Source organism: Polymorphum gilvum SL003B-26A1, assembly GCF_000192745.1.
Lineage (GTDB): Bacteria > Pseudomonadota > Alphaproteobacteria > Rhizobiales > Stappiaceae > Polymorphum > Polymorphum gilvum.
Map to the genome: position 1 here is coordinate 4,206,420 of NC_015259.1, position 16,462 is coordinate 4,222,881.

Annotated in this window: 20 protein-coding genes; 12 read left to right on the forward strand and 8 right to left on the reverse strand. The window is 70.4% G+C overall.

Translation table 11 applies throughout. The features are described from left to right. Positions 1–34: 34 nt before the first annotated feature. From fliE to flgB, 3 genes are read right to left on the reverse strand one after another with little or no spacing between them, the layout of a single operon-like run. Positions 35–358 (reverse strand): flagellar hook-basal body complex protein FliE, encoded by a 324-nt coding sequence (fliE, locus tag SL003B_RS19620; RefSeq protein WP_013654619.1) that lies wholly within the window; start codon positions 356–358, stop codon positions 35–37. 2 nt (positions 359–360) lie between these two features. Beyond that, the gene (gene flgC, locus SL003B_RS19625; RefSeq protein ID WP_013654620.1) at positions 361–777 is read right to left on the reverse strand and encodes a flagellar basal body rod protein FlgC; all 417 of its coding nucleotides are present in this window, start codon (positions 775–777) and stop codon (positions 361–363) included. A gap of 3 nt (positions 778–780) precedes the next feature. Continuing rightward, positions 781–1,161: a flagellar basal body rod protein FlgB gene (flgB, locus tag SL003B_RS19630; protein WP_013654621.1), complete on the reverse strand. Its 381-nt coding sequence runs from the start codon at positions 1,159–1,161 to the stop codon at positions 781–783. Positions 1,162–1,348: 187 nt separating this feature from the next. Between flgB and SL003B_RS19635 the strand changes: the two genes are divergently transcribed. Further along, on the forward strand, positions 1,349–2,638 hold the full coding sequence (locus SL003B_RS19635) for an Hsp70 family protein (RefSeq protein WP_013654622.1): 1,290 nt from the start codon (positions 1,349–1,351) through the stop codon (positions 2,636–2,638). Between the two features lie 337 nt (positions 2,639–2,975). Next, positions 2,976–3,209, forward strand: a complete 234-nt coding sequence (locus SL003B_RS19640; RefSeq protein ID WP_013654623.1) for a hypothetical protein — start codon at positions 2,976–2,978, stop codon at positions 3,207–3,209. Positions 3,210–3,216: 7 nt separating this feature from the next. Here SL003B_RS19640 and SL003B_RS19645 read toward each other — a convergent pair whose 3' ends face one another. Both SL003B_RS19645 and SL003B_RS19650 read right to left on the reverse strand, forming a co-directional pair. Further along, positions 3,217–3,732, reverse strand: coding sequence for a glycine cleavage system transcriptional repressor (locus SL003B_RS19645; protein ID WP_013654624.1), 516 nt, complete (start codon positions 3,730–3,732; stop codon positions 3,217–3,219). 125 nt (positions 3,733–3,857) lie between these two features. Further along, positions 3,858–4,268, reverse strand: coding sequence for a carboxymuconolactone decarboxylase family protein (locus SL003B_RS19650; protein ID WP_013654625.1), 411 nt, complete (start codon positions 4,266–4,268; stop codon positions 3,858–3,860). Between the two features lie 355 nt (positions 4,269–4,623). On the opposite strand from SL003B_RS19650, the gene SL003B_RS19655 reads away from it, so the two are divergent. From SL003B_RS19655 to cobM, 8 genes are read left to right on the forward strand one after another with little or no spacing between them, the layout of a single operon-like run. Beyond that, positions 4,624–4,869 carry a DUF6732 family protein gene (locus SL003B_RS19655; protein WP_013654626.1) on the forward strand — a complete coding sequence of 82 codons (246 nt, stop codon included), beginning with the start codon at positions 4,624–4,626 and terminating at the stop codon, positions 4,867–4,869. Continuing rightward, positions 4,866–6,005, forward strand: a complete 1,140-nt coding sequence (locus SL003B_RS19660; RefSeq protein WP_013654627.1) for a sirohydrochlorin chelatase — start codon at positions 4,866–4,868, stop codon at positions 6,003–6,005. Before SL003B_RS19655 ends, SL003B_RS19660 begins: the two co-directional genes overlap by 4 nt. Further along, entirely contained in the window at positions 6,002–6,661 is a 660-nt protein-coding gene (locus SL003B_RS19665; protein WP_013654628.1) for a precorrin-8X methylmutase, read from the forward strand. Before SL003B_RS19660 ends, SL003B_RS19665 begins: the two co-directional genes overlap by 4 nt. Beyond that, positions 6,661–6,924: a hypothetical protein gene (locus SL003B_RS19670; protein ID WP_013654629.1), complete on the forward strand. Its 264-nt coding sequence runs from the start codon at positions 6,661–6,663 to the stop codon at positions 6,922–6,924. The genes SL003B_RS19665 and SL003B_RS19670 overlap by 1 nt, the downstream gene beginning before the upstream one ends. 41 nt (positions 6,925–6,965) lie before the next feature. Next, positions 6,966–8,177, forward strand: a complete 1,212-nt coding sequence (locus tag SL003B_RS19675; protein WP_013654630.1) for a bifunctional cobalt-precorrin-7 (C(5))-methyltransferase/cobalt-precorrin-6B (C(15))-methyltransferase — start codon at positions 6,966–6,968, stop codon at positions 8,175–8,177. Then, positions 8,174–8,899: a precorrin-2 C(20)-methyltransferase gene (cobI, locus tag SL003B_RS19680; protein ID WP_013654631.1), complete on the forward strand. Its 726-nt coding sequence runs from the start codon at positions 8,174–8,176 to the stop codon at positions 8,897–8,899. Before SL003B_RS19675 ends, cobI begins: the two co-directional genes overlap by 4 nt. After that, entirely contained in the window at positions 8,869–10,710 is a 1,842-nt protein-coding gene (cobJ, locus tag SL003B_RS19685) for a precorrin-3B C(17)-methyltransferase (protein WP_013654632.1), read from the forward strand. Before cobI ends, cobJ begins: the two co-directional genes overlap by 31 nt. Beyond that, positions 10,707–11,480: a precorrin-4 C(11)-methyltransferase gene (gene cobM, locus SL003B_RS19690; RefSeq protein ID WP_013654633.1), complete on the forward strand. Its 774-nt coding sequence runs from the start codon at positions 10,707–10,709 to the stop codon at positions 11,478–11,480. Before cobJ ends, cobM begins: the two co-directional genes overlap by 4 nt. On the opposite strand, the gene SL003B_RS19695 is transcribed toward cobM, so the two are convergent. Both SL003B_RS19695 and cobA read right to left on the reverse strand, forming a co-directional pair. Further along, a complete protein-coding gene (locus tag SL003B_RS19695) occupies positions 11,477–12,787 on the reverse strand; it encodes a cobyrinic acid a,c-diamide synthase CobB (protein ID WP_013654634.1) in 1,311 nt (436 codons plus the stop codon). The genes cobM and SL003B_RS19695 overlap by 4 nt on opposite strands. Then, the gene (gene cobA, locus SL003B_RS19700) at positions 12,784–13,650 is read right to left on the reverse strand and encodes a uroporphyrinogen-III C-methyltransferase (protein ID WP_013654635.1); all 867 of its coding nucleotides are present in this window, start codon (positions 13,648–13,650) and stop codon (positions 12,784–12,786) included. Before cobA ends, SL003B_RS19695 begins: the two co-directional genes overlap by 4 nt. Positions 13,651–13,780: 130 nt before the next feature. Here cobA and SL003B_RS19705 point away from each other — a divergent pair, with 130 nt between their 5' ends. Together SL003B_RS19705 and SL003B_RS19710 are read left to right on the forward strand one after the other, a co-directional pair. Next, entirely contained in the window at positions 13,781–14,872 is a 1,092-nt protein-coding gene (locus tag SL003B_RS19705; protein ID WP_013654636.1) for a cobalt-precorrin-5B (C(1))-methyltransferase, read from the forward strand. Then, positions 14,865–15,656, forward strand: a complete 792-nt coding sequence (locus tag SL003B_RS19710; protein WP_013654637.1) for a cobalt-precorrin-6A reductase — start codon at positions 14,865–14,867, stop codon at positions 15,654–15,656. The genes SL003B_RS19705 and SL003B_RS19710 overlap by 8 nt, the downstream gene beginning before the upstream one ends. On the opposite strand, the gene SL003B_RS19715 is transcribed toward SL003B_RS19710, so the two are convergent. After that, positions 15,643–16,434 (reverse strand): WecB/TagA/CpsF family glycosyltransferase, encoded by a 792-nt coding sequence (locus SL003B_RS19715; RefSeq protein ID WP_013654638.1) that lies wholly within the window; start codon positions 16,432–16,434, stop codon positions 15,643–15,645. The genes SL003B_RS19710 and SL003B_RS19715 overlap by 14 nt on opposite strands. Positions 16,435–16,462: the final 28 nt, after the last annotated feature.

Below are 16,462 nucleotides of genomic sequence, written 5' to 3' on the forward strand. Positions count from 1 at the left end.
GTCGCAAGGTCCTTCCCTAGTTCGGGCAATCCGGTCAGATCGTCATCCGGCTGATTTCCTGGTAGGCGGAGACGACCTTGTCGCGGATCGCGATGGCCGTCTGGAGCGAGGCTTCGGCCGCCATCACGGCCTCGACCACCTGCTGGGCCGACACCTTGCCCTGAATGCCGGACAGGGCCGCGGCCTCGCCGCCCTTCAGCCGCTCGATGGCCTCCATCGAGACGCTGGCGAGCGTGTCGGAAAAGCTTGCCTCGACCACGCCGTCGGCCTGGGCCGGGGCGGCGACGTAGCGGCTCTGCGACACCGAGGACGTCAGGCCGGAGCCGCTTGCGGTGAGGGCGGAAAGCTGGTCGATCATGGTCAGTCCTTCAGCAGGTCGATGGTGCGCATGACCATGGTGCGGGCCTGCGTCATCATTTTCAGGTTGGCTTCATAGGAGCGGTTGGTCTCCCGCATGTCGGCCATCTCGACGAGCAGGTTGACGTTCGGAAGCTTGACGTAGCCGTCGTCGTCGGCAGCCGGATGGCCGGGGTCGTATTCGATCGTGAACGGCGCCTTGTCCTTGCCGATGTCCTTCACCTTCACCATCGACGCGGCGGTGGCGCGGTCGAACTCGCTCTCGAAGGTGATGGTCTTGCGCGCATAGGGATCGGCGCCCTTGGTCTTGCCGGTCGACTGGGCGTTGGCGAGGTTCTCCGACACGACGCGCAGGCGCTCGGACTGGGCCTGCAGGCCGGAGGCGGAGATCTTCAGGGTGGCGGCGAGCGGATCGACCATGGTCTAGCCCTTCACGCTGGCGAGATACATGCGATGGAAGGACTTCGCGAGGCTGGTGTTGAGCGCATGCGACCGCGCCACCTCGCCGGCCTTCATCAGTTCCTGCTCCAGGCTGACGCTGTTGCCGGAATGGGTGACCTGCCACGTCTCGGACTTTTCCACCTCCGCCGGCTCGGCCTGCTCCGCCGCGCCGCCCATATGGGCGCCGTGGGTCGCGGTCATGGCGAGGCGGGTCTGGTCGAAGACGGAAGCGAAGGGCACGACGTCGCGGGCGGCAAAGCCCGGCGTGTCGGAGTTCGCAATGTTCTCCGCAATGGTCGCCTGGCGCACCGACAGCCAGTCGTTGTGCTGCGAGGCAAGCTTTGTGAGATAGACCGGTTCCACCTGGAATCTCCGAACGGTTTGTGTCCGGCTACAGGACTAGGACGCAAAGCTTGTCCGAGGCTGGCGCCTGCGTGGCGGGCGCTGCAGCGGATTGCAGGACCGCGTCTGCTTGCGCGACCGCGGCAATTCCGCTAGAGGCCACGTCCCCCTTCGCGCCCTGGGCGCGCTGCCATCGGAGACTCCAGTCATGCGCCCGGCGATCGGCCTCGATTTCGGCACGTCGAACACCGTCGTCACCGCTTGCGACTCCGCCGGCACAGCCATGACATGCCGGTTCGGCCAGGGCCCCGAGGCGGTGACGAGCCTGCCGTCCGTGCTCTGCTTTCTCGAGCCGGAAGCCTCGGGAGGCATGCCGCGCGCTGAGGTCGGGCCTTGGGCGATCCGCCAGTTCGTCGAGAGCACTGGAGAATGTCGCTTTCTCCAGTCCCTGAAAACCTTCGTCGCGAGCCGCCTGTTCAAGGGCACAGGGGTATTCGGCCGCCACCACGACTTCGAGGATCTGATGGAGGCGTTCCTGCGCCGCGCCAGCGCCCGCTGCGAGCGCCCGCTGGGCGACGGGAACTGCCGGCTGGTGATCGGTCGGCCCGTGACCTTCGCCGGCAGCGCGCCGGACGATGGCCTCGCCATGGAGCGCTACCGGCGGGCGCTGTCGCGGTTCGGCTTCCAGGATGTCTTCTTCGTCTACGAGCCGGTGGCGGCGGCCTTTGCCTTCGCCCAGCGCCTCGATGCGGATGCCACGGTTCTCGTGGCCGATTTCGGCGGCGGCACGACCGATTTCTCGGTGATGCGGTTTTCCCGCGAGGGCGCGCGCCTGCAGGCAAGCCCGCTCGGTCACGGCGGCATCGGCATCGCCGGCAATACGCTCGACTACCGGATCGTCGACCGGGTGATCCTGCCGCATCTGGGAAAGGGCAGCCGCTACCGCAGCATGGGCAAGGAGCTCGACGTCCCGCCGAACCTGTTCTCCAATTTCGCCCATTGGCACATGCTGTCGGTGTTCAAGACCTCTGCCGACTATCGCGAGCTGAAGAAGATGCTGCGCGCCTGTCTGGAGCCGGAGAAGATCGAACTGTTCATAGACCTGGTCGAAACGGATCAGGGCTATCCGCTCTACAAGGCCGTGTCGGACGCCAAAATGCGGCTGTCGTCGGAATCGGAGACGGAGCTGCGCTTCGCGCCGCTCGGCGCAGCGTTCAGCGCACGGATCGGGCGCACCGACTTCGAGGCATGGATCGCGGATGACCTGGATCGGGTCGCCGGCGCGCTGGACCGAACGCTCGCCGACGCCAGTGTGCGCGACACGGACGTCGACAGGGTTTTCCTGACCGGCGGCACCTCCTTCGTGCCCGCGATCCGCCGCCTGTTCGAGGCCCGCTTCGGCCCTGCGCGGCTGTCGGGTGGCGACGAGCTTTCCTCGGTCGCCAAGGGACTCGCCCTGATCGGCCAGCGCGACGACGCTGCCGACTGGTCGGTCTGACTGCCGGCACCGCGGCTGCTGCGACTGCCGGCGCGGGGAAGCACATGTTTATTCTCGGACTCTCCGACATCTTCGCGGCGCGGATCTGCAATCGAGCGGTCTGCCTTCCTGTTCCCTTTGGGAAGGCTTGATCAGCTTGGCTTGTTGCGACGATGCCGGAAGCCAGACAGCCTGTTCGGAAGATAAAAAGCTTCAGTCTGGCCTTCGGTTTTGGAAAATTCAGCTTGGCAATTAGGCGAATAGGGTCGCATTCACCCTTGAAAACACTTTTTGCGAGCGCTATTGGACTCCACACTCCCGTTGATATATATACCGGCGGTATACAGCGAGGTTGCAAATGGCTGCGGAGCCGATTCTCGGATTCGGATTCTATATCGATCCCGACACGGACAAATATGTCATCGAGTTCGCCATGGCGCGCGGCCGACAGAAACACCGCATCGAGTTCACCGACGTCGCCAAGTTCGGCGTCATCGCGCAGTTGGTGAACACCGCCTCCCATTTCGCCTATGATCCGGAGACGCGTCAGATCCAGATTGGCGGCGGCCGACTGCCAAGCATCTCGTTCTAGGGCCCGCTCAGTCGGCCAGGTCGATTTCCGCCATGATGTCGCCGGCGATCGCCTGCAGCGCGTCGCGCAGGCGGGCCGGTTCCACGCCGTCCGGAAGGCGCAGCAGGGCCGTCGCCTTGAACATCGCCTCTCCCGACATCGATCCTGGAAAGACGCCGGTCTCCAGATCGTCGATGCTGACGCCCTGTTCGGCGAGGACATGGGTGACCGCGCGCAGGATGCCGGGATGGTCCTGGGACACGAGGTCCAGACGGACCCGGGCGCCGGGCACCTCCGCCGGCGCCTCTCCGGCACGTACGGTGACCGAGATTCCTTCGGTCGCCAGAGCGGCGAAGGCCTCGGCAAGACCCTCCGCGGCAGCTTCGGGCACTTCAATGCCGACGATGCCGGCGAACTCGCCGCCGAGCCGCGTCATCGAGCTTTCGACCCAGTTGGCGCCGGCATCCGCCACCAGGTCGGCCAGACGGTCGACGAGACCCGGCCGATCCTTGGCGATCACGGTCAGTACCATGTGGCGTGTCATCGCACAGCCCTCCCTGTGTCTTTCTAGTGTCGTTGCGGGGCCCGGCCCGCGGGACCCCGTCGGCACCATACCCGCCGGACGCCCCGGTTGGACAGGGCGCGCGTCCGGTTCTTTGGTCGCTCGCTCTAGCCGCCTCGGCTGGCGTCGAAGGCGGCGTCGACCGGAACCTGCAGCGCGGTGACGAGATGGTTCGTCTTGCCGGCCAGCGACACGATCGACAGCAACTCCCCGTACTGGGCGTCGGTCATGCCCTTGGCGCGCGCCGCCGCCGTGTGGGAATGGACGCAGTAGGAACAGCTGTTGGCGACCGAAACGGCGATGTAGATCATCTCCCGTGTCAGCGGATCGATCGCACCCGGTGCCGTCATGACGTCGCGCACCTCCTCCCAGGTCCGCTTGAGCAGCGGCGGATCGGCCGCCAGCGCCCGCCAGAAGTTGTTGATGAAATCTGTCTTTCGGGTCTTGCGTATGTCGGCGAAGACCTCCGCGACCAACCCTTCCGCCTCGTCGTCGCCAATCAGCCGAACCGTCGCCATGCGCGCCCCCGATCTCCGTCCTGTCCGCAGTCGGCAGAGCATGGCCGTTGTGCCGGCCGGCCGCAACAGTCTCTTCCCGGGGTCCGCCGGGACGGCCTCATACCATTTGCCGTCGCTTTGCCGCTTGCAGGTACCCCGCGGGTCCTCTAGGTTTCCGGCACTGGACGGCGTCCCCGCGACGGGACTGAAAGCGATTCCGGTGACGGCCGACCCAAGTCGGGGGCCCAGCCCGGAGCTGTCTGACCCTTACCGGCCCGCGCCCGTGCGGGAGCCGATGAGCGTTTGCTGTCGCTTTCTTCCCACGCCCGGATCTGCCGAACGGGATCCTTGTCCCGAACAGCGAGGGAGAATCGCGATGGCCCGCATTCCTTTGGCCGCCCTGACTGCCGCCTGCGCCCTTGCCGCGCCGAAACAGGCGTCCGCCCACCTCGGCCACGCCGGGGAACTGGCCGGCCACTCACACTGGGTCGGACTGGCCGCTCTCGCCGGCGCCGCCCTGGTCGCCGGCCTGGTCGCGCTCAAGGGCCGCAGGACGGCCGAGGACCAGCCGGACGAAGACGCGCCGGCCGAGGACGCCGTCGAGACCGAGGTGTCCCGATGACCGAAAAGCTTGGCCTGATGATCTGCGGCCACGGCAGCCGCAACAAGGGAGCGGTCAAGCAGTTCGCCCAACTCGCCGAAGGCCTGCGCGCCCGCTTCCCCGACTGGCCGGTTGAATACGGCTATCTCGAATTCGCCAACCCTGTGATAAAGGAGGGGCTGGACAGGCTGCGCGCCGCAGGCTGCACCCGCATTCTCGCCGTGCCGGGCATGCTGTTCGCCGCCGGCCACGCCAAGAACGACATCCCGTCGGTGCTGAACACCTATCAGGCCCAGCATCCGGGGATCCGGATCGACTATGGTCGGGAACTCGCCGTCGACACCCGCATGGTGCGCGCCGCCGGAGACCGGCTGCGCGAGGCGCTTAAGGAGGCCGGCGACGAGATCCCGCTGCACGAGACTCTGCTGATGGTGGTCGGCCGCGGCGCCTCCGACCCGGACGCCAATTCCAACGTCGCCAAGATCACCCGCCTGCTGTGGGAAGGCATGGGCTTCGGTTGGGCCGAGACGGCCTACTCGGGCGTCACCTTCCCGCTGGTCGCGCCGGCCCTCGATCACGCCGCCAGGCTCGGTTACCGGCGCATCGTCGTGTTCCCCTATTTCCTGTTCACCGGCGTGCTGGTGCAGCGGATCTACACGGCGATGGAGGAAGCGGCCGAACGCTATCCCGATATCGAGTTCGTCAAGGCCGGCTACCTCAACGACCATCCGCAGGTGATCGACACGATGGCCGACCGGGTGACCGAGATCCTGCACGGCGCCAACCTAATGAACTGCCAGATGTGCAAGTACCGCGAACAGGTGCTCGGCTTCGAGGCGGAGGTCGGCCTCGCCCAGGAAAGCCATCACCATCACGTCGAGGGGCTCGGCGCGGAGGCGGAATGCCGGCTGTGCGAGGAATTCTGCACCGGCGCCTGCGAGGAGCAGGTGCGCGCCGCGGTTCATTCTCACGACCCTCACCATCATCACCACCATGACCATGACCACGATCACAGCCATGCCCATGATCATGATCATGGGCATCATCATGGCCACAGCCACAGCCACGATCATGGCCATCATCACTCCCCCTATCCGCACGCGGACCACCCGCTTGGACCGAAGTCGCTGAAGCGGTCCGGAGGCCGCAAGGGATGACCGAACCGGCATCGCCGCCGATCTACGACTACGAACACGATCCGGCGGCGATCTACCGCCAGTCCTTCGCCATCGTGCGACACGAGGCGGAGCTGGGTATTTTGCCGGCTTACCTTCAATCTGTTGCCGTTCGACTGATCCACGCCTGCGGTATGATTGACATCGTCTCCGACCTCGCTTGGTCGGCGGATGTCGTCGCGCGGGCGCGGACCGCGCTCGCCGCCGGCGCGCCCGTGCTGACCGACGTGGAGATGGTCGCCTACGGCATTATCCGTTCGCGTTTGCCGGCGCAAAACGCCGTGCTCTGCACGCTCAACGACCCCGCCGTGCCGGAGATGGCAGCTCGCCTCGGTACCACGCGCTCGGCGGCAGCCGTCGAACTGTGGCGCGACCGGCTCGCCGGCGCGGTGGTGGCGATCGGCAACGCTCCGACCGCCTTGTTTCATCTGCTCGAAGGCCTTGCCGCCGGCTGGCCGAAGCCGGCCGCGATCCTCGGCTTTCCGGTCGGTTTCGTCGGCGCTGCCGAAGCCAAGCTTGCGCTTTCCGACAATCCGTTCGCAGTGCCGTACCTGACGCTCGCCGGGCGCCGCGGCGGCTCGGCGCTCGCCGCTGCCGCCGTCAACGCGCTGGCCGCCGGCGTGCCGGAGGAAGACTGATGGTCGACGATGCCGGAAAGCCGGGGCGCCCGACGCCCGGCCCGTCCAGTCCGCTGCGCTCGCGCGGCTTCCTGTCCCATGGAACGCCGACCGTCGCACCCGAGGACGCTCCGAGCCGTTCCCGTGGCATCCGCAGCCACGACGACGTCGTGCGCGAGAAGCCGGCCTGCGCTGTTCCCGCACCCGTCTCGCCGGCACCGAAATCCCGACCGCCGCTCAAGCCTGCGGCCCTGACGCCGCCCCACCGCGACGGAGAGGTCTGATGCCACCTGCGCCCGACAACCGGGCCGGAGCGCTCTCGCCCGTGGCCGGCCCCTGGCTCACGGTCGTCGGCCTCGGCGAAGACGGTCATCTGGCGCCGGCTGCGATTAGCCGGATAAAGGATTCTGCGATCGTGTATGGCGGCGAGCGCCATTTCTCCATTCTCGAGGCTGCCGGCGTCGTCCTTGCGGGCGAGCGGCGGCCGTGGCCGAGCCCGTTCTCCGACGCGCTCGCCGAGCTGCTCGCCCGGCGCGGGACGCCGGTCGCCGTGCTCGCCACCGGCGACCCGCAATGGTTCGGCATCGGCGCGACGCTCGCCCGCCGCGTCGAGGCGGACGAACTCGCCGTGTTCCCGGCGCCATCCGCCTTCTCGCTCGCCGCCGCCCGGCTCGGCTGGGCGCTGCAGGAGGTCGAGACGCTGTCGCTGCACGGCCGCCCGGTCGAGCCGCTGCGCGCCTGTCTCGCCCCCGGCGCGCGCATCCTGGCGCTGACCGGCGACGGGTCGGCGCCGGCTGCCGCCGCGCGCCTTCTCGTCGAGGCCGGCTGCGGGGCGAGTCGCATGACCGTGCTGGAACACATGGGCGGGCCGAGGGAGCGGGTCGTCTCCGGCACGGCGGCTGACTGGCGGGCCGAGGTAGCCGACTTCCACACCCTCGCCGTCGAGGTCGTGCCGGACGCCGGAACGGTCCTGCCGGCGCGCGTGCCCGGCCTGCCGGACGCGGCCTTCCGCCATGACGGCAAGATGACCAAGCGCGAGGTGCGCGCCGTCACGCTTGCCGCGCTCGCGCCCCATCCCGGTGCGCTGCTGTGGGACATTGGAGCCGGCTGCGGCTCGGTCGCGATCGAGTGGCTGCGCGCGGCGCGCGGCGCGCGCGCCGTCGGCCTTGAGCCGCATGCCGGACGCCGGGCCCTGGCCGCCGCCAATGCCGCCGCCCTCGGCGTGCCGCAGCTGGACTTGCAAGACGCTTCCGCGCCCGACGGCCTCGCCGGCCTGCCCGATCCCGACGCGATCTTCATCGGCGGCGGCCTGACCGCCCCCGGCGTCGTCGAGACCTGCCACCGCCGGCTGAAGCCCGGCGGCCGCCTCGTCGCCAACGCCGTCACGCTGGAGGGCGAGGCGGTGCTGTCCGACGCCTGGCGGCGGTTCGGCGGCGAACTCGTGCGCCTCGCCGTGCAGCGCGCCGATGCGGTCGGCGGCCTGACCGGCTGGCGGCCGCTGATGCCCGTCACCCAATGGAGCCTTGTCAAGCGATGACCGGTACCCTCTACGGCGTCGGCCTCGGACCCGGCGACCCGGAGCTTCTGACGCTCAGGGCGCACCGGCTGATCTCGACCGCCCGCGTCATCTCCTATCCCGCGCCCGACACCGGGCCGAGCTTCGCCCGCGCCATCGCCGCGCCCTATTTCCCCGACGGCGTGCGCGAGATCCCGATCGTCATCCCGATGCGCGAAAGCCGCTTCCCGGCGAAGGAGATCTACGACCGCGCCGCGCAGGAAATCGCCGAGCTGCTCGACACCGGCACCGACGTGATCAGCCTGTGCGAGGGCGATCCGTTCTTCTACGGCTCCTACATGTACGTGTTCGAACGCCTGTCGGCCCGCTACCCGACCGTCATCGTGCCCGGCGTCACGTCTCTGACCGCCTGCGCCGCGGCCCTGCGCCGGCCGCTGACCGGCCGCACCGACGTGCTGACGGTGATCCCGGCGACGCTTTCCGACGCCGAGATCCGCGCGCGCATCGAGGCTGCGCAGTCGGTGGCGATCATGAAGGTCGGCCGCCATGTCGGCCGCCTGCGCGCCCTTCTCGACGATCTCGGGCTGACCCACCGCGCCGGCTATGTCGAGCGCGCCAGCCTGCCGGACGAAAGGGTCATGCCGCTCGCCGCGCTCGCCGCCGAGCGGGCGCCGTATTTCTCCATGATCCTGATCTACAAGGGAGACGAAGCGTGGACGCTTCCCCCGTCATCCTCGTTCTGAACCCGGTCGCGCTCGACACCGCCCGGCGCCTCGAGGCTGCGCTGCCCGGGTCGGCCGTCCACGGCCTCGCAGGCCGCATCGGCGCGGCGGAGACCCAGTTCAGCGAGACCATGGCCCATGTCCGCCATCTGTTTTCCGCCGGAACGCCGATCGTCGGCGTCTGCGCCGCCGGCATCCTGATCCGCGCGCTCGCCCCGGTGCTGGCCGACAAGCGGCGCGAGCCGCCGGTCGTCGCCGTCTCGGAAGACGGCGCCAGCGTCGTGCCGCTGCTCGGCGGCCACCACGGCGCCAACGACCTCGCCCGTCGGATCGCGGACGGCCTCGGCGGGCATGCCGCGATCACCACCGCCGGCGACACCGCCCTCGGCCTTGCTCTCGACGCGCCGCCGCCCGGCTGGACGCTGGCCAACCCGGACGATGCCAGGCCGGTGATGGCCGAACTGCTCGCCGGCGCTCCGCTGCGCCTGGAAGGCTCCGCGCCTTGGCTCGCGGCGGCGGACCTGCCCTTTGCCGCCGATGCCGACATCGCCATCGCCGTCACCGACGCGCCGCTGCGCGGCTCGCCGACCCGACTGGTCTATCATCCGCGCCGCTTCGTCTTCGGCGCCGGCTGCGCGCGCGGCTGTCCGGCCGAAGAGTTGATCGCCCTGGCCGAGGCGGCGCTGACCGAGGCGAATGTGTCGCCGAAGGCGCTCGCCTGCGTCGCCAGCCTCGATCTCAAGGCCGACGAGGCCGCGATGGCGGCGCTTGCCGCGCATTTCGGCGTGCCGCTGCGCGTCTTCGGCGCCGCCACGCTGGAGGCCGAGACGCCGCGCCTGGCGACCCCGTCCGATGTCGTCTTCGCCGAGGTCGGCTGTCACGGCGTCAGCGAGGGCGCGGCGCTTGCGGCCGTCGGCCCCGACGGCGCGCTTGCCGTTCCCAAGCGCAAGAGCGCCAATGCCACGATCGCGCTCGCCGCCGCGCCCCAGCCGCTCGATCCGGCCCGGATCGGCCGCGCCCGCGGCAGGCTCGCCGTCGTCGGCATCGGTCCGGGCCGTGACGACTGGCGCACGCCGGAGGCGAGCCGGCTCCTCGCCGAAGCCGAGGAGGTCGTCGGCTATACGCTCTACCTCGACCTGATCGAGCCGCTGATCCGCGGCAAGCCGCGCCACGACTTCCCCCTCGGCGCGGAGGAGGAGCGGGTGCGCTTCGCGCTGGAACGCGCCGGCGAGGGCCGCTCGGTCGCGCTGGTCTCCTCGGGAGACGCCGGCATCTACGCCATGGGCGCGCTGGTCTACGAACTGCTCGACAGGGATCCCGGCAACGGCGGCGTCTCGGACGCGGCCAAACGGGTCGAGGTGGTCAACGCGCCGGGCATCTCGGCGCTGCAGGCGGCCTCCGCGCGCATCGGCGCACCGCTCGGCCACGACTTCTGCGCCATCTCTCTGTCGGATCTGCTCACCCCCTGGGAGGCGATCGAGAAGCGGCTGAAGGCCGCTGCCGAGGGCGATTTCGTCATCGCCTTCTACAATCCCGTGTCGAAGCGCCGGCGCACCCAGCTCGCCGCCGCGCGCGCCATCCTGCTCGAGCATCGTCCGCCCGACACGCCGGTGGTGCTCGGCGTCAACCTCGGCCGCAGGGACGAGACCGTGCGCGTCACGACGCTCGAGCGGCTCACCGTCGACGAGGTCGACATGCTGACCACAGTGCTGGTCGGGTCGTCCAACAGCCGCGCGGTGCGGCGCGGCGACGGTCGCCCCTTCGTCTACACCCCGCGCGGCTATGCCAAGCGTATCGACGCGCCGAAAGACACAACGGGAGGCGCAGCATGACGGTGCATTTCATCGGCGCCGGTCCCGGCGACCCGGATCTCATCACCGTGCGCGGGCTCAAGCTGATCATGACCTGCCCGGTCTGCCTCTATGCCGGCTCGCTGGTGCCCGAACGGGTGGTCGCCGCCGCGCCCGAGGGCGCGCGCGTGCTCGACACCGCGTCCATGACGCTCGACGAGATCGTCGCCGCGATGGAAGACGCCCATTCGCGAGGCCTCGACGTCGCCCGTGTCCATTCCGGCGACCCGTCGATCTACGGCGCCACGGCCGAACAGATGCGCCGGCTGGACGCGCTCGGCATTCCCTACGACGTGACGCCCGGCGTGCCGGCCTTCGCCGCCGCTGCCGCGGCGCTTAAGATGGAACTGACCATCCCGGAGGTCGCCCAGACCGTGATCGTCACGCGCACGGCGATGAAGTCCTCGGCCATGCCCGAGGGCGAGGACCTCGCGACGCTCGGGCGCAGCCGGGCGACGCTGGCGATCCACCTGTCGATCCGTAACTTGCGCGAAATCGAGCGCCAGCTCGCCCCCCTCTACGGCGCGGATTGCCCGGTCGTCGTCGCCTACCGGGTCGGCTGGCCGGACGAGGCGTTCCTGCACGGTACGCTCGCCGACATCGCCGAAAAGGTGCGCGCGGCCAAGCTCACCCGCACCGCGCTGATCTTCGTCGGCCGCGCGCTCGAGCCCGGTCGGACGTTCCGCGACAGCGCCCTCTACGACGCCGACCACGTCCACGTGCTTCGGCCGAAGAAAAAGGCGAAGGATTAGCGTTCCGCCAGGCCGACGATCACATGCGCGAAGGACCCCATGACGGTGCCGGCGCGCAGGCCGAGGCAACCGAGGTCCTCGCCCAGCGCGTCGCGGGCGGCGAACAGCCTGTCGGCCGCGCCCTCGCGGAGGATCGTCGCGTAGTGGAATTCGTGACCGGCGAGACCGTCCGCCCAGGGCAGGCCGCCGAGCGGCGTCAGCCGCCGGTAGCCGAGGTGCAGCCGGCGCTGTTCGAAACTGGTCTCGAGCGGCAGCAGGCCGAGCATGGCGTGGCGCGCGCCGTCGGCATCGACCAGCCCCTCGCCGAGCGTCATGTAGCCGCCGCATTCGCCGAAGACGCGCGCGCCGCGCGCCGCCGCCCGATGGACGCCGGCCCGGAAGGTCTCGGCCGCCGCCAGCCGGCCGGCATGCAGCTCCGGATAGCCGCCCGGCAGGTAGACCGCGTCGGCGTCCGGCGCCGGCGGTTCGTCGGCGAGCGGCGAGAAGAACGTCAGATCCGCGCCGGCCCGGCGCCAGCCGTCGAGCAGATGCGGATAGGCGAAGGCGAAGGCGATGTCCTCGGCGACGGCGATGCGCTGGCCGAGGGGCGCCAGGCCGGCGGGCGCCGACGCCGGGGCGAGCGGCGCGGCAAGGCGCGCAAGCGCGTCGAGGTCGATGGCCCGCGCGCACAACCCCGCGGTCGTGTCGAGGAAGATCTCCAGGGCGTCGTGTTCCCCGGCCTGCACGAGGCCGAGGTGGCGCTCGGGCAGGATCAGCGCCTCGGACCGCGGCAGGGCGCCGAGAACGGGCAGGGCGAGCGGAGCGAGCGCGGCGTGCAGCATTGCTTCGTGGCGCGCGCCGGCGACGCGGTTGAGGATCACGGCCGCGACCCGCACGTCTGCCCGGTGGTCGCGAAAGCCGCGCACCACGGCCGCCACCGACTGCGCCTGGCGCGCGCAATCGACGACGAGGACGACCGGACACGCGAGCGCGTCGGCAAGGTCTGCCGCCGAGCCGGTACCGTCCGCCGCGCCGTCGAACAGGCCCATGGCCGCCTCGACCAGCAGCAGGTCGGCGCCTGCAGCATGGGCGAAGGCGCGGCCGCGGATCTCGTCCGCGCCCATCGCCCAGGCATCGAGATTGACGCAGGCTGCCCCGCTCGCCGCCTCGTGGAATTTCGGGTCGATGTAGTCGGGGCCGGACTTGGCCGAGACGATGGGCCGCCCGGCCGTTCGGAACGCGCGCAGCAGGGCGAGCGTGACCGTCGTCTTGCCGGCGCCCGAGGTTGGCGCGGCGATCATCAGGGCACGCGGCGCGGGCCGGGTCATTCGGCCGCCGATGCCTTTCCGCGCCCGCCGAGCCGCAGCGGGTCGGGGTCGAGCAACCGCCCCTCCAGCGCGCCCAGCCAGTCGAGGCCGGCGCGCAGGCGCACGACCTCGCCGACGCAGACGATCGCCGGCGGCTCGAGGCCGGCGGCCTCGGCATCCGCGGGGCAGCGCCCCAGCGTCGTCTCGAGCACGCGCTGGGTGGCGAGCGAGGCATTGCACACGATACCCACAGGCTCGTCCACAGATCGTCCACCGGCTATCAGTTTGCCGGCGATGAAACTGAGGTGCTTCATCGCCATGTACATCACGATAACCGGGGAGCCCCGTGCGATGCCGTCCCAGTCGATGGCGTCCGGGGCGAGGCCCGTCTGGTCGTGGCCGGTCAGGAAGGTCACCGCCTGGTTGGTGTCGCGGTGGGTTGCCGGAATGCCGGCATAGGCAAGTCCGCCGATGCCGGCGGTGATGCCGGGGATGATTCGGAACGGCACTCGCGCGCCGGCGAGCCCCAGCGCCTCTTCGCCGCCGCGGCCGAAGACGAACGGATCGCCGCCCTTCAGCCGCAGCACGCGCTTGCCGGCGCGGGCGTGCTCGATCAGCTTCAGCGTGATGTCGCGCTGCTTCGGACTCGGCTTGCCGCCGCGCTTGCCGGCATAGTCGCAGGTGACGCCCGGCCGGGCGAAATCGAGGATCGAGGGGTCGACCAGGGCGTCGTAGACGACCACGTCGGCCTGGCGCAGGCCGTTGAGCGCGTGCAGCGTCAGCAGACCCGGATCGCCCGGCCCGGCGCCGGCCAGCCACACCCAGCCCGGCTCGAAGCGGGGCAGAGAGGGGGGCAGCGCGAATCCGATCTTCTCGTCGTCCATGCCTCGGTTTTATCCGTCTCCGCGGGCCGGGCCAAGCGGCGATGCGCCATCCTAAGGACGCAGGACGACATTCGGGCCCTGCAGCGAATCCCTCGCGTCGGCTGGCGGCTTGGCTATATATGAGCTGATGATGGAGACGGATCCCCCTCACCTGCGGCGCGGCTGGACGACCGGCGCCTGCGCGACCGGCGCGGCCAAGGCGGCCTTCGAGGCGTTGGCGACGGGAACCTTTCCCGATCCCGTCGAGATCGCCCTGCCGCGCGGCGGCACGGTCGCCTTCTCCCTCGCCGGGCATCGCCTGGCGCCGGGCGAGGCTCAGGCCTCCATCGTCAAGGACGCCGGCGACGATCCCGACGTCACCCACGGCGCGCTGGTCGGCGCAACCGTTCGTCCGGGTGCGCCGGGCAGCGGCGTGACCTTCCGCGCCGGCCCCGGCGTCGGCACGGTGACCCGGCCCGGCCTGCCGATCCCACCGGGCGAGCCGGCGATCAATCCGGTGCCGCGCGCGATGATGGCTGCCGCCATCGCCGAGGTCAGCGCGCGCACCGGCCTTCCCGGCGACGTCGAGATCGAGGTCTCGATCGAGAGCGGCGAGGAGCTGGCGAAGAAGACGCTCAACCCGCGCCTTGGCATCGTCGGCGGCCTGTCGGTGCTCGGCACCACCGGCATCGTGCGACCGTTCTCCTGCGCCGCTTGGATCGCCTCGATTCACCGCGGCATCGACGTTGCCCGCGCCAGCGGCCTCGGCCATGTCGTCGGCGCCACCGGCGCGACCTCGGAGGCGGCCGTGCGGGCGCGCTACGCCCTCGACGACGCTGCCTATCTCGACATGGGCGATTTCGCCGGCGGGCTGCTGAAATACCTGCGCGCCCATCCCGTTGCCCGGCTGACGCTCGCCGGCGGCTTCGCCAAGTTCACCAAGCTCGCCCAGGGCGCGCTGGATCTGCATTCGGCGCGCAGTCGGGTCGATGCGGGCTTCCTCGCCGGACTGCTGGCCGAGGCCGGCGCCTCGCCCGACCTGATCGATCACGCGGCACACGCCAACACGGCCAAGGAGATCGTCGACCGCGCCGTCGGAGAAGGGCTCGATCTCGGCACGCCGCTGGCGTTCAGGACCCGTGCGGCGGTGCGCGCCATCCTGCGCGACGCGCCGGTCGCCGTCGAGGTGCTGGTGGTCGACCGCGACGGCCGGGTGCTCGGGGAGACGGGCTTCGATGGCTGAGGCACACCTGCTGCTGCTCGCCGGCACGGCGGAGGCCCATGCCCTTGCCCGCCGCCTGGCGCAGGCCCTGCCGGGCGTCCGCCTGACCGTCTCCTTCGCCGGCGCCGTCTCGCGCCTGCCCGACCTCGGCGTGCCGACCCGCGTCGGCGGCTTCGGCGGTGCGGACGGACTTGCCGACCACCTGCGCGAGCACGGCGTGTCGCTGGTCATCGACGCCACCCATCCCTTTGCCGCGCGGATGAGCCGCAACGCCGCCGCCGCCTGCGCCGCGACGGGCGTAGCGCTGCTGCGCCTCGAACGGCCGCCGTGGCACGCCGTCGCGGGTGACGCCTGGACCGAAGTCGACGATCTGGACGCGGCGGCCGCAGCCCTGCCGTCCGGCGCGCGGGCGTTCCTCGCCGTCGGTCGCAGGGACCTCGCCTGCTTCGCCGCGCGCGCCGACCTGTGGTGCCTCGTCCGCATGATCGAGCCGCCCGACCCCGGAACCCTGCCCGCCCCGTGGACCGTTCTGCTGGCGCGGCCTTCGGACGACGTTGCGCAGGAGGAGGCGCTGATGCGACGCCACGCGATCACCCATGTCGTCGCCAAGAACAGCGGCGGCGCGCGCGCCTATGCCAAGCTTGCGGCTGCGCGCCGTCTGGGCCTGCCCGTCGTGCTGGTGCGCCGGCCGACGCTTCCTCCGGCGCTTCCCCCGGTGCCGTGCGTCGACACGCTCGACGTGGCCGTGGCGGAGGCGCGGCGCCTGCTGGGGGACGGGGCGAACGGAGGCCTCAGGCGGACCTGAGCCGTCCCTGCTGTCTGCGGTGCTGGCGGCGGATCTCGAGCAGGAAGCGGACGACGCCGACCGTATAGCGCCGGCCGAGCCGACGCGGCTCCTGCAGCAGGCGGAACAGCCATTCGAGGCCCATCGCCTGGACCGGTTTCGGCGCCCGCACGACCTCGCCCGACAGGAAGTCGAACAGGGCGCCGACGCCCATGCAGACGGTCGGCGCGAGGCGGTCGCGGTTGTCCGCGATGAAGCGTTCCTGCAGCGGGTTGCCCATTGCCACCAGCAGCAGGTCGGCGCGGGCAGCGTTGACCGCGTCGATGACCGCGGGGCGTTCCGCCTCGCCGAAATAGCCGTCGCGATGGCCGACGACCTCATGCTGCGGGTAGGTCTGCGACAGGTGCCGCGCGGTGCCCTCGACCGAGGCCGGCCGCGCGCCCAGAAGATAGATGCGCAGCGGCACGCCGATCGACGCCAGCAGGTCGGGGACGAAATCGGTGCCGTTCAGGTTGGCGGGAAAGCCGGAACCGGTCAGGATCCGGCTGGCAATGTCGACGCCGATGCCGTCGTTCAGCAGGATCATTCTGCCGAGCGTCTCGGCATAGGCCGGGTCGTCGATCGCCAGCAGGGCCGTATGCGCATTGCAGATGGCGAAATCGGCCTTGCGGCGCAGCAGGATCGCCGTGCGCACAAGGTCAACGGCCTGCGCCCGCGTGAGCTTGTTCAGTCCGAGCGGCCCGATCTGGACAACTTCTGTCCCGGCCGGCACGCCGGGGCTTGGGGTCGACATCAACATGGAATGCCTCAGGAGCCAGAGATCATGT

Coding starts and splice junctions, on each gene's coding strand:
- SL003B_RS19695 (WP_013654634.1), bottom strand. CDS start 12,787: ATGACCCGGCCCGCGCCGCGTGCCCTGATGATCGCCGCGCCAACCTCG.
- SL003B_RS19665 (WP_013654628.1), top strand. CDS start 6,002: ATGACCGAACCGGCATCGCCGCCGATCTACGACTACGAACACGATCCG.
- fliE (WP_013654619.1), bottom strand. CDS start 358: ATGATCGACCAGCTTTCCGCCCTCACCGCAAGCGGCTCCGGCCTGACG.
- SL003B_RS19650 (WP_013654625.1), bottom strand. CDS start 4,268: ATGGCGACGGTTCGGCTGATTGGCGACGACGAGGCGGAAGGGTTGGTC.
- SL003B_RS19710 (WP_013654637.1), top strand. CDS start 14,865: ATGGCTGAGGCACACCTGCTGCTGCTCGCCGGCACGGCGGAGGCCCAT.
- SL003B_RS19640 (WP_013654623.1), top strand. CDS start 2,976: ATGGCTGCGGAGCCGATTCTCGGATTCGGATTCTATATCGATCCCGAC.
- cobM (WP_013654633.1), top strand. CDS start 10,707: ATGACGGTGCATTTCATCGGCGCCGGTCCCGGCGACCCGGATCTCATC.
- cobA (WP_013654635.1), bottom strand. CDS start 13,650: ATGGACGACGAGAAGATCGGATTCGCGCTGCCCCCCTCTCTGCCCCGC.
- SL003B_RS19655 (WP_013654626.1), top strand. CDS start 4,624: ATGGCCCGCATTCCTTTGGCCGCCCTGACTGCCGCCTGCGCCCTTGCC.
- SL003B_RS19670 (WP_013654629.1), top strand. CDS start 6,661: ATGGTCGACGATGCCGGAAAGCCGGGGCGCCCGACGCCCGGCCCGTCC.
- SL003B_RS19715 (WP_013654638.1), bottom strand. CDS start 16,434: ATGTTGATGTCGACCCCAAGCCCCGGCGTGCCGGCCGGGACAGAAGTT.
- SL003B_RS19635 (WP_013654622.1), top strand. CDS start 1,349: ATGCGCCCGGCGATCGGCCTCGATTTCGGCACGTCGAACACCGTCGTC.
- SL003B_RS19645 (WP_013654624.1), bottom strand. CDS start 3,732: ATGACACGCCACATGGTACTGACCGTGATCGCCAAGGATCGGCCGGGT.
- SL003B_RS19705 (WP_013654636.1), top strand. CDS start 13,781: ATGGAGACGGATCCCCCTCACCTGCGGCGCGGCTGGACGACCGGCGCC.
- SL003B_RS19660 (WP_013654627.1), top strand. CDS start 4,866: ATGACCGAAAAGCTTGGCCTGATGATCTGCGGCCACGGCAGCCGCAAC.
- cobI (WP_013654631.1), top strand. CDS start 8,174: ATGACCGGTACCCTCTACGGCGTCGGCCTCGGACCCGGCGACCCGGAG.
- flgC (WP_013654620.1), bottom strand. CDS start 777: ATGGTCGATCCGCTCGCCGCCACCCTGAAGATCTCCGCCTCCGGCCTG.